Source organism: Streptomyces sp. NPDC052043 (genome assembly GCF_044548235.1).
Lineage (GTDB): Bacteria > Actinomycetota > Actinomycetes > Streptomycetales > Streptomycetaceae > Streptomyces.
Genome location: NZ_JBIUBT010000001.1, coordinates 504,391 through 519,370, shown reverse-complemented (window position 1 = coordinate 519,370; position 14,980 = coordinate 504,391). Strand labels below are relative to the sequence as shown.

Annotated in this window: 11 protein-coding genes and 1 pseudogene; 9 read left to right on the top strand and 3 right to left on the bottom strand. The window is 74.2% G+C overall.

Annotation, left to right across the window (positions count from 1 at the left end):
• Positions 1-49 precede the first annotated feature (49 nt).
• Positions 50-268, bottom strand: coding sequence for a hypothetical protein (locus tag ACIHCX_RS02285; RefSeq protein WP_400025759.1), 219 nt, complete (start codon positions 266-268; stop codon positions 50-52).
• Positions 269-474: 206 nt separating this feature from the next.
• Here ACIHCX_RS02285 and ACIHCX_RS02280 point away from each other — a divergent pair, with 206 nt between their 5' ends.
• A complete protein-coding gene (locus tag ACIHCX_RS02280) occupies positions 475-1,686 on the top strand; it encodes a bifunctional adenosylcobinamide kinase/adenosylcobinamide-phosphate guanylyltransferase (RefSeq protein ID WP_400025758.1) in 1,212 nt (403 codons plus the stop codon).
• A gap of 98 nt (positions 1,687-1,784) precedes the next feature.
• On the opposite strand, the gene ACIHCX_RS02275 is transcribed toward ACIHCX_RS02280, so the two are convergent.
• Complete coding sequence (locus tag ACIHCX_RS02275; protein WP_400025756.1) at positions 1,785-2,867, bottom strand: class I SAM-dependent methyltransferase; 1,083 nt, start codon at positions 2,865-2,867, stop codon at positions 1,785-1,787.
• Between the two features lie 142 nt (positions 2,868-3,009).
• Between ACIHCX_RS02275 and cobT the strand changes: the two genes are divergently transcribed.
• The 3 genes and pseudogenes from cobT to ACIHCX_RS02260 form a co-directional block, all read left to right on the top strand.
• Positions 3,010-4,215: a nicotinate-nucleotide--dimethylbenzimidazole phosphoribosyltransferase gene (gene cobT / locus ACIHCX_RS02270; RefSeq protein WP_400025755.1), complete on the top strand. Its 1,206-nt coding sequence runs from the start codon at positions 3,010-3,012 to the stop codon at positions 4,213-4,215.
• Between the two features lie 234 nt (positions 4,216-4,449).
• Positions 4,450-6,246 (top strand): phosphatidylglycerol lysyltransferase domain-containing protein, encoded by a 1,797-nt coding sequence (locus ACIHCX_RS02265; protein ID WP_400025753.1) that lies wholly within the window; start codon positions 4,450-4,452, stop codon positions 6,244-6,246.
• Positions 6,243-6,911: pseudogene (locus ACIHCX_RS02260) on the top strand (hypothetical protein); the annotation flags it as partial. The gene ACIHCX_RS02265 and the pseudogene ACIHCX_RS02260, both read left to right, overlap by 4 nt.
• On the opposite strand, the gene ACIHCX_RS02255 reads toward ACIHCX_RS02260, so the two are convergent.
• Positions 6,906-7,676: a hypothetical protein gene (locus tag ACIHCX_RS02255; RefSeq protein WP_400025751.1), complete on the bottom strand. Its 771-nt coding sequence runs from the start codon at positions 7,674-7,676 to the stop codon at positions 6,906-6,908. The pseudogene ACIHCX_RS02260 and the gene ACIHCX_RS02255 sit on opposite strands and share 6 nt — an antisense overlap.
• Positions 7,677-7,751: 75 nt before the next feature.
• On the opposite strand from ACIHCX_RS02255, the gene ACIHCX_RS02250 reads away from it, so the two are divergent.
• From ACIHCX_RS02250 to ACIHCX_RS02230, 5 genes are all read left to right on the top strand, one after another.
• Complete coding sequence (locus ACIHCX_RS02250) at positions 7,752-8,534, top strand: adenosylcobinamide-GDP ribazoletransferase (protein WP_400025749.1); 783 nt, start codon at positions 7,752-7,754, stop codon at positions 8,532-8,534.
• Positions 8,535-9,080: 546 nt separating this feature from the next.
• The gene (locus ACIHCX_RS02245) at positions 9,081-10,619 is read left to right on the top strand and encodes a leucyl aminopeptidase (protein WP_400025748.1); all 1,539 of its coding nucleotides are present in this window, start codon (positions 9,081-9,083) and stop codon (positions 10,617-10,619) included.
• A gap of 210 nt (positions 10,620-10,829) precedes the next feature.
• Complete coding sequence (lpdA, locus tag ACIHCX_RS02240) at positions 10,830-12,218, top strand: dihydrolipoyl dehydrogenase (RefSeq protein ID WP_400025746.1); 1,389 nt, start codon at positions 10,830-10,832, stop codon at positions 12,216-12,218.
• A gap of 60 nt (positions 12,219-12,278) precedes the next feature.
• Positions 12,279-14,036, top strand: coding sequence for a 2-oxoglutarate dehydrogenase, E2 component, dihydrolipoamide succinyltransferase (gene sucB, locus ACIHCX_RS02235; protein WP_400025745.1), 1,758 nt, complete (start codon positions 12,279-12,281; stop codon positions 14,034-14,036).
• A 219-nt stretch (positions 14,037-14,255) separates the two neighbouring features.
• On the top strand, positions 14,256-14,879 hold the full coding sequence (locus tag ACIHCX_RS02230) for a GntR family transcriptional regulator (protein ID WP_400025743.1): 624 nt from the start codon (positions 14,256-14,258) through the stop codon (positions 14,877-14,879).
• The last annotated feature ends 101 nt before the right edge of the window (positions 14,880-14,980 follow it).

The window sequence follows — 14,980 nt, the reverse complement described above, 5'->3', positions numbered from 1 at the left end:
CAGGGCCTGCCTCGCAACAGGCCCTACGCCGGGGCCCTCGCGACAGGCCCTACGCCGGGGCCTCGTCCCCGTGCAGGCTCATCGGGCCGTAGATCTCCTTGGCGTCCTCGAACAGCCGCACCTGGTCCGCGCCGCCGTCGAGCAGGTCCTTCCAGTTCTCGCCGATCCAGGACTCGGCGTCGCCCTGCGTGGTGAACTCCTCGGGCTGCACCGCGGGCTGGACCTCCGTCCCGTCGGTCGTCTCGAACCGCCACGTCCATGCCGCCATGTACGCCTCCCTGGTGTGAGCACACTGCACAGCGCGGGCCGGATCCTGTCCGGCCTCCCGCCCGCAGCCTAGGGCCTCTCGTGACCTTCCCGCCCGTGTGGTGGATCATGCCCCGGGCGCGGGCGGCGGTGTTCCGCTCCCCCGATCCGCCGGACAGACCCCGGCCGGATGCGCGGGCCCCGCGGCGGCAGGCGAAAATCGGGTCCGTGGACGTGACTCTGCTCGGCACCGGTGCCCCCGCGGGACTGCCCCGCCCCGACTGTCCCTGCGCGGCCTGCGCGACCGCGTTCGGCGCGGACGCGCGGGCGGCGACCGCGCTGCTCGTGGACGGGGCGCTGCTGCTGGACCTGACCCCCGGCGCGGCGTTCGCGGCGGCGCGGGCGGGGCAGTCGCTGGGCGGCGTGGGGCACGTGCTGCTGTCGCACCCGCACGACGGTCCCGCGGTCGAGGTGCCGGCCGGGCTGCCGCAGCCGGGGCGGGTGCCGGACGGGCGGGAGCTGACGCTGCCGACGGGGCACCGGGTGCGGGCGGTGGCGCTGGACGCCCCCGGCACCGGGTACGCGGTGACCGGCCCGGACGGGCAGCGGCTGCTGTACCTGCCGCCGGGCGGCGCGCCGGCCGGTCTGGAGGAGGGCTCCACGCGGACGTACGACCTGGTCCTGTCGGACGTGGTGGGGCGACCCGACGCGCTGGCCAGGCTGCGGGCGGTCGGGGCGGTGGGGCCGACCACGGACGTCGTCGCGGTCCACCTCGACCACGACGTGCCCCCGGGTCCGGAGCTGCGCCGGCGGCTCGCGGCCGCGGGGGCGCGGGCCGTGCCGGACGGTACGACACTGACGGTCGGGGCACACGTGAATGAACCGGATGTACCGAGCGTGCCCCGGCGCACGCTCGTGCTCGGCGGGGCACGGTCGGGCAAGTCGGTGGAGGCCGAGCGACGCCTGGAGGCCTTTCCCGGCGTGCTGTACGTGGCCACCGGCGGCACCCGCGGCGGGGACACCGAGTGGGCGGCCCGGGTGGCCGCGCACCGGGAGCGGCGGCCGGGCTCGTGGCGCACGACCGAGACGTGCGACCTGGTGCCGCTGCTGGCGCAGGACGGCCCACCGCTGCTCGTCGACTGCCTGTCGCTGTGGCTGACGGACGCGATGGACTCCGTGCGCGCCTGGGACGACGCCGAGTGGGCGGGCGGTGGCGAACGCGCCCTGCGCAAACGGGTGACGGCCCTGACCGAGGCCCTGCGCGCCACCCGGCGCACCGTGGTGGCGGTCTCCAACGAGGTCGGCTCGGGCATCGTCCCCGCCACCGCCTCAGGCCGCCGCTACCGGGACGAACTCGGCCGTCTGAACGCCGCGTTCGCCGCGGAGTGCGAACAGGTCCTGCTGATCGTTGCCGGTCAGGCGCTGGTGCTGCGCGGCTGACCGGGTGGAGGCGTGCGGGTCCGGCACCGTCCGGGTGCGCCGCCGTACGCCGCCGTGCGCCGCGGCCGAGACCGGTGGCGGGTGCCGTGGCGGACGGGTCAGGGCAGGGGGCCTCGGGCGACGACCCGGTAGGTGTTGGAGAGGCCGGGGATGTGGCGGAGGAGGGGCGAGAGGAGGAGGTCCAGGAGTGCCGCCGCGTCCACCAGGGGGGCGGCGAGGGCGGTCAGGGCCGTGCGCAGGGTGTGCTGGAGACCGGTCGGCGGGTCGTCGTGCCAGGGGGCGTCGGCGGCGGGCAGCGCATGAGCGAGGACCAGGACGGTGGCCGCCGCCAGGTCGTTCGGCGTGTGCGGGGCGCGGCGGTCGGTGACGAGGACGGTGCAGCCCTGCGACTCCAGTTCCGCGCGGAGGTTGGCCGGCGGCAGCAGGTGCAGATGGCGCGGCTGGCCGTGCGGCAGCCACCATCTGCCCAGCAGCCGGGCGGGCACGCACTGCGGGTCGGGCAGTTCGATCAGCAGGTGCCCGCCGGGGCGCAGCACGGTGAGGGCGCCCCGCAACTCCGCGCGGGGGTCCGGCACATGGGCCAGGTGGTGGAAGATGCTGACCACGTCGTAGCGCGCTCGCAGCCGCTCGGCGATGTGCGGGTCGGCCAGGTGGCCGACGTGGGCCTCCTCGACCCGCCCCTGCTCACGGGCCCGCTCCACGCGCTGGGTGGGGTCCAGGCCGTCGAAGGCGGTGTAGGGGAACACCTCCTGCGCCGCCCCGGGGAAGTGGCCGTGGCCCGTGCCGACGTCCAGCCAGCTCTCCGGCTCCCCCACGGCGCTCATCCGGCGCGCGTCGGACCGGTGCCGGCGGCGGGCGCGGCGGGCCGCGAGCGTGGGGTCCGCGAGGCCTCCCGGAGCGTCCTCGTCGAAGTCCCGGTGGTAGAAGGCGAGTCCGGCCGCCGTGAGCCGGGGGTTCTGGAAGGCGTGGCCGCAGTCCAGGCACTCGTCGACCGCGAACGTGCCCGGCTTGTGCTGGAGCAGGTCCGGCGCGCGCAGCCGGGTACGCAGCCGCCCGGAGCCGCACCACGGGCAGTCGGCGCGGGGCGGCTCCTGGAAACGGCCGGTGCCCTGGGCGAGTTCGGCGGCGTACGCGAGGCGGCGGGGGTCGTAGAACCCCGGAGCGTACGGCAGGGGCGGCATGGGCGGCTCCCGGTGGTCACTGCGAGAACAAGTCACTGCAAAGGGAACGTATGGGATCCGGATCTTGGCCGGAAAGACGCCGTACGGGTGTGGTGGCGATGTGGCGCGGCCCGCTGGGGTCGGGGCCGGTACTGTTCGGCGAATGAGCGCGCTGAATCTCGACGACTTCACCGATCTGATCGAGCGCCCGGACGGCGGACTGCGCCGTGACGCCGAGGTGCGCCGGGAGCGTCAGGTCGTGCCGCCCGGTGTGCTGGGCCGCCTGGACGACCTGGGTGAGTGGCTGGCCGCGGCCCAGTCCGCCGTACCGGTGCGGCCGGTCGAACGGCCGAAGGCGGTGCTGTTCGCCGGCGACCACGGGGTCGCGGAACTGGATGTGTCGGTGCGCCCCGCGGGCAGCGCCGAGCAGCTGGTACGGGCGGTGCTGGAGGGCGGCCGGCCGGTGTCCGTGCTGGCCCGGCGGCTCGGCGTGCCGGTACGGGTGGTCGACATGGCGCTGGACTGCGCGCCCGAGTCGCTGCCCGGGGACGTCGTGCGGCACCGGGTGCGGCGCGGCAGCGGGCGCGTCGACATCGAGGACGCGCTGACCCTCGAGGAGGCGGAGGCCGCCTTCCGGGCCGGCGTGGCGGTGGCCGACGAGGAGGCCGACTCCGGTACGGACCTGGTGGTGCTGGGCGACATCAGCGTCGGCGGGACCACGCCGGCCGCCGTGCTGATCGCCGCGCTGTGCGGGACGGACGCGTCGGTGGTGACCGGGCGCGGCGGCGAGCCGATCGACGACCTGGCGTGGATGCGCAAGTGCGCGGCGATCCGGGACGCACTGCGCCGGGCCCGGCCCGTCCTCGGGGACCAGTTGCAGCTGCTGGCCACGGTGGGCGGGGCCGACCTCGCCGCGATGACGGGGTTCCTGTTGCAGTGCGCGGTGCGGAAGCTGCCGGTGATCCTGGACGGCGTGGTGTCGGCTGCGTGCGCGCTGGTGGGGCAGCGGGTGGCGTTCCGGGCGCCGGACTGGTGGCTGGCCGGTCACCACAGCGGCGAGCCGGGCCAGGCCAAGGCCCTGGACCGGATGGCGCTGGAGCCGCTCGTGGACCACGGGGTCCGGGTCGGCGAGGGGGCGGGGGCCCTGCTGGCGCTGCCCCTGGTCCAGAGCGCCGCCGCACTGGCCGCGGAGCTGCCCGAGCGCCCGGAGACCCCGGACGCTCGGGAGCCCGGGACGCCCGAGCCCGAAGCGACCGAGGACGACGCGACCAAGGACCGGACGACCGGGAACCAAACGACCACAGAGAGGCCGACCGGGGAAGAGGCGCCCGAAGACGGGACGGCCGAGGAGAAGCCAGCCGAGAAGTAGCCACCCGGTCCCGACCGGGCACCGGCGACCCCACCCGAGCCGCACGGGCCCGGCCCGGCAGCCGCACCCTCGCCCCCGCCCGGCCGCGCGTCCCGCCGCCCGCACGCCACGGCGAACGCGACGGCGCCTACTGGCACCGCGGACCCCGCAAGCCGTCCGGCGTCGGCGGCGTCGCGCACGGACGGCGGGTGAAAAGGGACGCCCGTCGAGGTAGCGCCCATATGATCACTGTTCATGGGAGATGCCCGAATTGCCGTGCGTGAGGAGCGGGCCCCGGTTCGCGTGGCCGAGGCGGGGCGGCCGGGCGGCGGGGTCTCGCGGCGGGCGGCCGCGTCCGCCGTCTGGTACCTGCGGGCGGTCGCGTTCGTCAACTTCCTCAGCGCGGTCTGGGTCTCCCTGGAGCAGGACGTGCGGCGGCACAACCGGGAGGACCTCTTCACGCCGTACCTGCTGACCGCAGGCTTCGCCTCCGGCGTGTTCGCCGCCTTCCTGGCCATCACCATGCGGCGGCGCAAACGGGCCGCCTGGATCCTGAACCTGGCGCTGTCCGGGCCGTTCCTCGCGCTGTTCGCGTTCACCATGACCTTCCCGGAGATCCGCCACTTCGCGCAGAACTGGATCTCCCTGGTCCTCACCGCCGCCTTCGTCGCCGCGCTGCTGCTCGGCCGCCGCGAGTTCTACGCCAAGGGCGACCGCGCCAACCCGCGGCTCGCCGCCGCCGTCGGCCTCGGCGGGCTGCTGGTCTCCTCGCTGCTCGCCACGCTGCTGGTGACGGTCACCAACCAGGCCCCGGACGCGGCCCGTTCGACGTACCCGGAGCGCTGGCGCTACGGCACGCTGCGGCTCGTCTCGGTCGACGCCTCCGCATCCCGCTTCCCCGGCATCGACACCCCGAGCTGGGTGAACGTGTCGATCAACGTCCTGTCCACGGCCCTGGTCCTCGCCGTCCTGTACGCCGCCTTCCGCTCCCGCCGCGCCGTCGACCCGCTCACCGCCGACGACGAGGGACGGCTGCGGGAGCTGCTGGCCCGACACGGCGAGCGCGACTCGCTCGGCTACTTCGCGCTGCGCCGGGACAAGAGCGTGATCTGGTCGCCCACCGGCAAGGCCGCCGTCGCCTACCGCGTCCTGGGCGGGGTGTCCCTGGCCTCCGGGGACCCGCTCGGCGACCCGGAGGCCTGGCCCGGCGCCATCGGGGGATGGCTGGCCGAGGCACGGGCGCACGGCTGGATCCCCGCCGTGATGGGCGCGAGCGAGGAGGCCGGCACGGTGTACGCGCGGCACGGCCTGGACGCCCTGGAACTGGGCGACGAGGCCGTGGTCGAGGTGGGCGGCTTCACCCTGGAGGGGCGGGCCATGCGGACCGTGCGGCAGGCCTACAACCGGGTCGCGCGCGCCGGGTACACCGTGCGCGTCCGGCGGCACGAGGACATCCCCGCACACGAGATGGCGTACCTGGTCGACCGGGCGGACGACTGGCGGGACGGCCCCACCGAGCGCGGCTTCAGCATGGCCCTTGGCCGGCTCGGCGACCCGCGGGACGGGCGGTGCGTGATGCTGGAGTGCCATGACGACCGCGGCGAGCTCAGGGCCCTGCTGTCGTTCGTGCCCTGGGGGCCGCACGGGCTGTCCCTGGACGTGATGCGCCGCGACCGGCACGCCGGCAACGGGCTCATGGAGTTCATGGTGCTCGACCTGCTGCGCCGGGCCCGGCAGATCGGGGTCACCCAGGTCTCGCTCAACTTCGCCGTGTTCCGCTCCGTCTTCGAAAGGGGGGCGCGTCTTGGCGCGGGACCGGTGCTGCGGCTGTGGCGGTCACTGCTCGGGCTGTTCTCCCGCTGGTGGCAGATCGAGTCGTTGTACCGCGCGAACGCCAAGTACCGGCCCATCTGGGAACCGCGGTTCCTGCTCTTCGAGAAGAGCGCGGACCTGCTGCGCATCGGCCTCGCGGCGGCGCGCGCGGAGGGGTTCCTGGAGGCGCCGGGGCCGCCGAAGTGGCTGCACCGAAGACACCGGGAGACGCACGGATGAGCGCACTCGCCCGCTGGGCCCGCGCCGAATGGGGGCTGCTGTACGCCACCGTGCGCGAGCCGCTGCTGAAGCGGCGCCTGCGGGCCGTCCCGATGACCGTCGGGGCGGTGGCCCTGACGGCGGTGCTCCAGCTGGTGCAGAACCAGTCCTGGGGCTACGGCCCGGTGCAGCAGCTCGGGGCCGTACGGGCCGAGGAGCCGCTGTGGCGCGCGCTGCTGCACACTCCCCTGTCGCTGTTCGTGCCGGCGCTGGACCTGCCGGTGTGGGGCGCGCTGGCGCAGGTCCTGTGCGTGTTCGGCGTCGCCGAGATCTGCCTGGGCCGGCCGCGGACCCTCGCCGTCGCGTGTGTCGCCACCCTCTCCGGGACCCTGTACGCGCGCCTGGGCGTCGCCCTGGGCCCGCACCGCCCGCTCGGCCTGCCCACGACGGACGCGCACGTGGTGGACACCGGCCCGTCGGCGGCCGTGGTGGGCCTCGCGGTCTACGCCGGCTGGCGCTACGGGGCGTACGTCACGGCGGGCGCGGTGACCGCGGCCATGGCGCTGGAGGTCGCACTGAAACAGAACCTGGCCGGCAAGGAGCACCTGGCGGCGATCGCCGGGGTACTGCTGCTGTGCGCGCTGTCGGCGGCCCGGCGCCGGGTGCCGCGCGCCGCGGCGTCATCTGCGCCCGGGCAGGCGGGCCGGCCGCTGCTGGTCCGGTTTGCCGCCGATCCAGTCCTGGAAGGCCCGGCGGGGGCGGGACCAGCGGCGGTCGTGCCGGCGGGCGCGCCGGCCGGCCCGGGCCCGGGCGCGCGGGCGGCGGTGGTAGAAACGCCGGTCCCAGTAGGAGTCGGGGCGGGCCAGGCGGATCGCGCCGACCAGCGCGATGAACGGAATGATCACGCCGAACAGGGCGATACGGCCCTTGCCCTTGCTCAGGGCGACCAGGGAGAAGAGGAAGTTCACCACCACGCTCGTGATGACCGCCCCGCGGTCCTCCAGCTCGGCCTGGGACAGGTTGTTGACGCCGAACGGGGAGAAACCGGCGAGGACGAGGCCGACCAGCGCCGCGGTGATCACCACGACCTCGACGCTCTTGCGGCCCGACTCGGTCCAGTAGACGTCGTCCAGGTGCAGGATCAGCGCGAACTCGTCCAGCACGAGGCCCGCGCCGACACCGAAGACGACCGCGAAGACCGCCGTGGCGGCGGCGTGCCGGCCGCCGCTGGCCACCACGCCGAAACCGCCGAGGATGGTGAGGACGACGCCGGGGACGGCGTGGTGGATGTGCAGCCCGCCCGCCTTGACGTTGCCGAAGGGGCCCTTCCCGGCGCGGATCAGGCGGGTGATCACCCGGGTGACCACGAAGGTGAGAACGAAGGCGGTCAGGGCGAGGAGCAGGGGCAGCTTGCCGGGTTCGACGATGTTCCGCTCCAGCCAGTGGCCCATGTACGCAGTGTGCCGCCTGCGCCGGTCACCCGCCCGCCCGCCGGGGGGTCCGCGCAGGTCCCGTAGTCTGCCCGGGTGTTCAGGTTCCCCTCGCCGCACGGGCCGCGGTTCGCCTTCGGCACCCTCACCGTCCTTCCGGTCAGGGTGAGCCGCTGGGATCGCGAGGCGGCACGCGGGGGGATGCTCTGCGCGCCGCTCGCCGGACTCGTGGTCGGGGTGGCGGCCGCGGCCGTGGGACTGCTGCTGCTCCTCGCCGGCGCCGGCGCGCCGCTCGCCGCCGTCGGCAGCGTCGCCGTGCCCGCCGCGCTGACCCGCGGTCTGCACCTGGACGGGCTCGCCGACACCGCGGACGGACTCGGCAGCGGCAAGCCCGCCGAGGACGCCCTGCGGATCATGAAGCAGTCGGACATCGGCCCCTTCGGGGTGATCACGCTCGTGTTCGTGCTGCTCGCCCAGGCGGCCGCGCTGACCCGGGCCTACGACGGCTCCTGGGCCCGCGGCGCGCTCGCCGCCGTCGTCTCGGCGACGGTCGCCCGGCTGGCCCTGACGCTGGCCGCCCGGACCGGGGTGCCGGCCGCCCGGCCGGAGGGGCTGGGGGCCGCGGTCGCGGGGGTGGTCCCGGTGCCGGGCGCGATCGGGGCGGTGCTCGCGGTCGCGGCGGGCGCCGTGGCGGCGGGCGCCTTCTTCGGCGCCCGGGCCTGTGTGCTCACGGCGCTGGCGGTGGCCGCCGCCCTGACCGCCGCCGAGCTCCTCCTGCGCCACTGCACCCGCCGCTTCGGCGGCGTGACGGGCGACGTCTTCGGCGCGCTCGCCGAGACGGCCGCCACCGCCGCGCTGGTCGTCCTGGCCCTGCGCTGAGCCCGGCGGCTCGGCGGGTCCGGCGCCACGCCCCCGGTTCGTACCCGGCGTGGAACACCGCCCACCCGCCGCGACGCAGGGCTTGGGCCGGGCGCATTCGCCGTACGGGGCGCGCTGTTCGTCGACCGCGGAGCCGAAGTCCGCGGCCCGGTGCGGGATCTGGTCCAGGTCGTTCTTCGGGCCGACCGCCGTGCCCCTGCCGTGGGTCGGCACCGCCGGTACCGTCCCGTGTGGAGGCGCCTCCGGTGATCATCGCCGATTCGGTTGCCGGGCACGGCAGTTGCGCGCCCGGCGGGCCGGCAGGGCCTGCGCCGGAGGCCACCGGCGCCGGTGCCTGCGGCCGGTGGCGGAGCCGGGACGTGACGGCGACGCAGCCGCCGGGTGAACACCCGCGGGAGTGACCGGCGCCGTGACGCGCGTAGGCTCGTGGCGGGTGTTTGCCTGCCCGGGTGAAGACCGCACCGTATGAAGGACTTATGGTCGGGCCCGGTCGACCCACCCGAATTCGGCCAACCACCTTTCACAGGGAAGCGAGATTTCACCACCGTGACTGCTCTCACTCTCAGCACCACCGCGGCGCCCGGCCTGCGGGCCGACGCGATCGTGGTCGGTGTCGCCAAGGACTCCGGATCGAAGTCCGGGGACCTGGTCGTAGCTCCGGGCGCCGAGTCCGTCGACGAGGCGTACGACGGCAAGCTCGCCGACGTCCTGGGGACCCTCGGCGCCTCCGGTGCCGAGGGCGAGGTGACCAAGCTGCCCGCGCCGTCCGGTTTCAAGGCCCCGCTCGTGCTCGCGGTGGGCCTCGGCCCGCGCCCCGAGAAGGACGCCGGCTACGAGGCCGAGGCGCTGCGCCGGGCCGCCGGTGCCGCCGCCCGCGCTCTCGCCGGGACGAAGACGGCCGGCTTCGCGCTGCCGGTCGCGGACGCCGCCGGTACCGCCGCGGTCGGCGAGGGCGCGCTGCTCGGCGCGTACTCCTTCGACGTCTACAAGGAGAACGGCAAGGACGCCGACTCCCGCGACGGCAAGGCGCCGCTCGGCGAGGCCGTGCTGCTCGGCTCCAACGCGGGCGACGAGGCGCACAAGGCGGCCGTCAAGCGCGCCACCGCCCTGGCCGAGGAGCTCAACCGCGCCCGCGACCTGATCAACACCCCGCCGAACGACCTGAACCCGGCCGCCTTCGCCGCCGTCGCCGAGGGCGCGGCCGAGGAGCACGGCCTGAAGGTGCAGGTGCTCGACGAGAAGGCGCTCGCCAAGGGCGGCTACGGCGGCATCCTGGGCGTCGGCTCCGGCTCGGCGGCGGCTCCGCGTCTGGTCAAGCTGTCGTACACCAGCCCCAAGGCGAAGAAGCACCTGGCCCTGGTCGGCAAGGGCATCACCTACGACTCGGGCGGCATCTCGCTCAAGCCGGCCGGCCACAACGAGACGATGAAGTGCGACATGAGCGGTGCCGCCGCCGTGTTCGCCGCCGTCGTCGCCGCCGCCCGGCTCGGCCTCGAGGTCAACGTGACCGGCTGGCTGGCGCTGGCCGAGAACATGCCCTCCGGCTCCGCCACCCGCCCCGGCGACGTGCTGCGCATGTTCAGCGGCAAGACGGTGGAGGTGCTCAACACCGACGCCGAGGGCCGGCTCGTCCTCGCGGACGCGCTGTGGGCCGCCTCGCAGGAGAAGCCGGACGCGATCGTGGACGTGGCCACGCTGACCGGCGCGATGGTGCTGGCGCTGGGCAGCCGCACCTTCGGGATCATGGCGAACGACGACGCGTTCCGCTCCGCGATCCACGAGGCCGCGGAGGAGGTCGGCGAGGAGGCGTGGCCCATGCCTCTGCCGGAGCACCTGCTCAAGGGGATGGACTCCCCGACCGCCGACCTCGCCAACATGGGCGAGCGCATGGGCGGCGGCCTGGTCGCCGGCCTGTTCCTGCGCGAGTTCGTCGGCGAGGGCATCACGTGGGCGCACCTCGACATCGCGGGCCCGGCCTTCAACGAGAGCGGCCCGTTCGGCTACACGCCGAAGGGCGGCACCGGGTCGGCGGTCCGCACGCTCGTGCGTCTCGCCGAACTGGCCGCCTCCGGCGACCTCGGCTGAGTCCGCCCCGCGGCCCGCGGTCCTTCCGCGGGCCGCGGGCGTGGGGTGTATCACACTCCAGCCCCGCGTCTCGTTCACTCCCGACAAGTGCGAAGATGGGCGTCGGCAGGACAGGGCCCCCACCGAAGGGCCGAAACTCAAGCGGCCGGACACCAGCCGCCTGCCGGTCACCGACGACCGGCGTACGGCGCAATGCATGGAGGACGTGACGTGGCGAACGACGCCAGCACCGTTTTCGACCTAGTGATCCTCGGCGGTGGCAGCGGTGGTTACGCCGCGGCCCTGCGCGGGGCGCAGCTGGGCCTGGACGTCGCCCTGATCGAGAAGGACAAGGTCGGCGGTACCTGCCTGCACCGGGGTTGCATCCCCACCAAGGCCCTGCTGCACGCGGGCGAGATCGCCGACCAGGCGCGCGAGAGCGAGCAGTTCGGTGTGAAGGCCAGCTTCGAGGGCATCGACGTGCCCGCCGTCCACAAGTACAAGGACGACGTCATCTCGGGCCTGTACAAGGGCCTCCAGGGACTCATCGCGTCCCGCAAGGTGACCTACATCGAGGGTGAGGGCCGGCTGTCCTCCCCGACCTCCGTCGACGTCAACGGTCAGCGGATCCAGGGCCGTCACGTCCTCCTGGCGACCGGTTCCGTGCCGAAGTCCCTGCCGGGTCTGCAGATCGACGGCAACCGCATCATCTCCTCCGACCACGCCCTCGTCCTCGACCGCGTGCCGAAGTCCGCGATCATCCTGGGCGGCGGTGTCATCGGCGTCGAGTTCGCCTCCGCCTGGAAGTCCTTCGGCGCCGACGTCACGATCGTCGAGGGCCTGAAGCACCTCGTCCCGGTCGAGGACGAGAACTCCTCGAAGCTGCTGGAGCGCGCCTTCCGCAAGCGCGGGATCAAGTTCAACCTGGGCACCTTCTTCCAGAAGGCCGAGTACACCCAGGACGGTGTCAAGGTCACCCTCGCCGACGGCAAGGAGTTCGAGGCCGAGGTCCTGCTCGTCGCCATCGGCCGCGGCCCGGTCTCCCAGGGCCTGGGCTACGAGGAGGCCGGGGTCGCCATGGACCGCGGCTACGTCCTCGTCGACGAGTACATGCGCACCAACGTCCCGACCATCTCCGCCGTGGGCGACCTGGTCCCCACCCTCCAGCTCGCGCACGTCGGGTTCGCCGAGGGCATCCTGGTGGCGGAGCGTCTGGCCGGTCTGAAGCCCGTGCCGATCGACTACGACGGTGTTCCGCGGGTGACGTACTGCCACCCGGAGGTCGCCTCCGTCGGCATCTCCGAGGCCAAGGCCAAGGAGATCTACGGCGCGGACAAGGTCGTCGCCCTGAAGTACAACCTGGCGGGCAACGGCAAGAGCAAGATCCTGAAGACCGCGGGCGAGATCAAGCTCGTCCAGGTCAAGGACGGCGCCGTGGTCGGTGTCCACATGGTCGGCGACCGCATGGGCGAGCAGGTCGGCGAGGCCCAGCTGATCTACAACTGGGAGGCGCTGCCCGCCGAGGTGGCCCAGCTCATCCACGCCCACCCGACCCAGAACGAGGCGCTCGGCGAGGCCCACCTGGCCCTGGCCGGCAAGCCGCTGCACTCCCACGACTGACGCCCACGTCATCGGCGCGACGACACAGACTTCCGTAATTCGTTAGGAGCAACCGAAACCATGGCGGTTTCCGTAACCCTTCCGGCGCTCGGCGAGAGCGTCACCGAGGGCACTGTCACCCGCTGGCTGAAGGCCGAGGGCGAGCGTGTCGAGGCCGACGAGCCGCTGCTCGAGGTCTCGACCGACAAGGTCGACACCGAGATCCCCTCCCCCGCCGCCGGCGTGCTGGCCTCCATCAAGGTCGCCGAGGACGAGACCGTCGAGGTCGGCGCCGAGCTGGCCGTCATCGACGACGGCTCCGGCGCCCCCGTCGCGGCCCCGGCCCCGGCTGCCGCCGAGGCTCCGGCCCCCGCCGCCGAGCCCGCCCCGGCCCCGGTCGCCGAGGCCCCGGCCGCACCGGCACCCGCCGCCGCCCCCGCCGCCCCTGCCGGTGGCGCTGCGGGCACGGACGTGGTCCTGCCCGCGCTCGGTGAGTCCGTCACCGAGGGCACCGTCACCCGCTGGCTGAAGTCGGTCGGCGACTCCGTCGAGGCCGACGAGCCGCTGCTCGAGGTCTCCACGGACAAGGTCGACACCGAGATCCCGGCGCCCGTCTCCGGCGTGCTGCTCGAGATCGTCGTCGGTGAGGACGAGACCGCCGAGGTCGGCGCCAAGCTCGCCGTCATCGGCGCTCCCGGTGCCGCCCCGGCTCCGGCCGCGGCTCCGGCGGCTCCGGCTCCGGCCGCCGCTCCGGCTCCGGCCCCCGTGGCCCCTGCGGCCCCCGCGGCTCCGGCTCCCGCCGCTCCGGCTCCGGTCCAGCCGGCTGCCCCGGCTCCCGCGCCGGTCGCGCCCGCCCCGGTCACCCCGGCCCCGGCTGCCGTTCCGGCCGCCGCCCAGCCGACCGACGAGGGCGCGTACGTGACCCCGCTGGTGCGCAAGCTCGCCGCCGAGAACGGCGTCGACCTGTCCACCGTCAAGGGCACCGGCGTCGGCGGCCGTATCCGCAAGCAGGACGTGCTCGCCGCGGCCGAGGCCGCGAAGGCCGCCGCCGCGGCCGCCCCGGCCGCCGCCGCTCCGGCCGCCCCGGCGAAGAAGGCCCCCGTCCTGGAGGTCTCCCCGCTGCGCGGCCAGACCGTGAAGATGCCGCGGATCCGCAAGGTCATCGGCGACAACATGGTCAAGGCGCTGCACGAGCAGGCCCAGCTGTCCTCGGTGGTCGAGGTCGACGTGACCCGCCTGATGCGCCTGCGCGCCCAGGCCAAGGACTCGTTCGCGGCGCGCGAGGGCGTCAAGCTCTCCCCGATGCCGTTCTTCGTCAAGGCCGCCGCCCAGGCGCTGAAGGCCCACCCGGTCATCAACGCCAAGATCAACGAGGCCGAGGGGACCATCTCCTACTTCGACACCGAGAACGTCGGTATCGCGGTGGACTCCGAGAAGGGCCTGATGACCCCGGTCATCAAGCACGCCGGTGACCTCAACATCGCCGGTATCGCCAAGGCCACCGCCGACCTGGCGGGCAAGGTCCGGGCCAGCAAGATCACCCCGGACGAGCTGTCCGGCGCGACCTTCACCATCAGCAACACCGGTTCGCGCGGCGCGCTGTTCGACACGATCATCGTGCCGCCGGGTCAGGTCGCGATCCTCGGCATCGGCGCCACCGTCAAGCGCCCGGCCGTCATCGAGACCGAGGAGGGCACGGTCATCGGCGTCCGCGACATGACCTACCTGACCCTCTCCTACGACCACCGCCTGGTGGACGGCGCCGACGCGGCCCGCTACCTGACGGCGGTCAAGGCGATCCTGGAGGCGGGCGAGTTCGAGGTCGAGCTCGGCCTCTGATCCCCCCGCAACCGGGACCCAGCAGTACGGCGCCCCCGTCCGGAACCTTCCGGGCGGGGGCGCCGCGTTTGCCGTTTCTTGGCCATGACGGCGTGTAAGTCTCGTCTCACCTGCACGAAAGCGCCCGTATGCGCCCTTCCGCCGAGCGTCGACAGCCGTATTGTCTAAACGTCGAACGCCCCCCGGGGGCCCGTGGGTCCCCCCGTGAAGGAGCCCTCCATGACCGCGCCCGTCGTCCACTCGCTGCGCGAACAGATCCGCGAGCACATCGTGGAGGGGATCGTCAGCGGGCGCTGGAAGCCGGGCGAACGGATCGTGGAGCGGCGTATCGCCACCGAGCTGGAGGTCAGCCAGACGCCGGTGCGGGAGGCGCTGCGCGAGCTGGAGTCGCTGCGCCTGATCGAGTCGGCACCGAACAAGGGCGTGCGGGTGCGCAACCTGACCGCCGCCGACCTGGAGGAGAGCTACCCGGTCCGGGCCGGCCTCGAGGCCATCGCGGCGGAGCTGGCGGCCGAGCGGCTGGCGGACGACTGCTCGGCCCTGGAGCCGCATGTGGCGGCGCTGTACGAGGCCGACCGCGACTCCGACGGCACCGGCCAGGTCCGGCACACGGTGGCCTTCCACCGCGAGCTGGTCCGCGCGGCCGGGAACTCGGTGCTGCTGCACACCTGGGAGGGCCTGGGCATCGAGGTGTTCACCGCGCTGTCGATCCGCTGGCTGGGGACGGTCCAGCAGTCGTACGCGGAGGAGCACGAGGAGTTGGTGCAGGCGTTCAAGCGGCGCGATCCGCGGATCGCCGAACTGGTCAAGGCGCACGTGCTCGGCTGCGCGCCGCGAGCCTGAGCCCGCCGATCAACGGTACGCTCACCTGCGGAAACCCCGCAAAAATGCGGCACGGCGTGCCTGTTTCCAAGGCACCGGGTGCCGACTTTCTCGAAATCGAA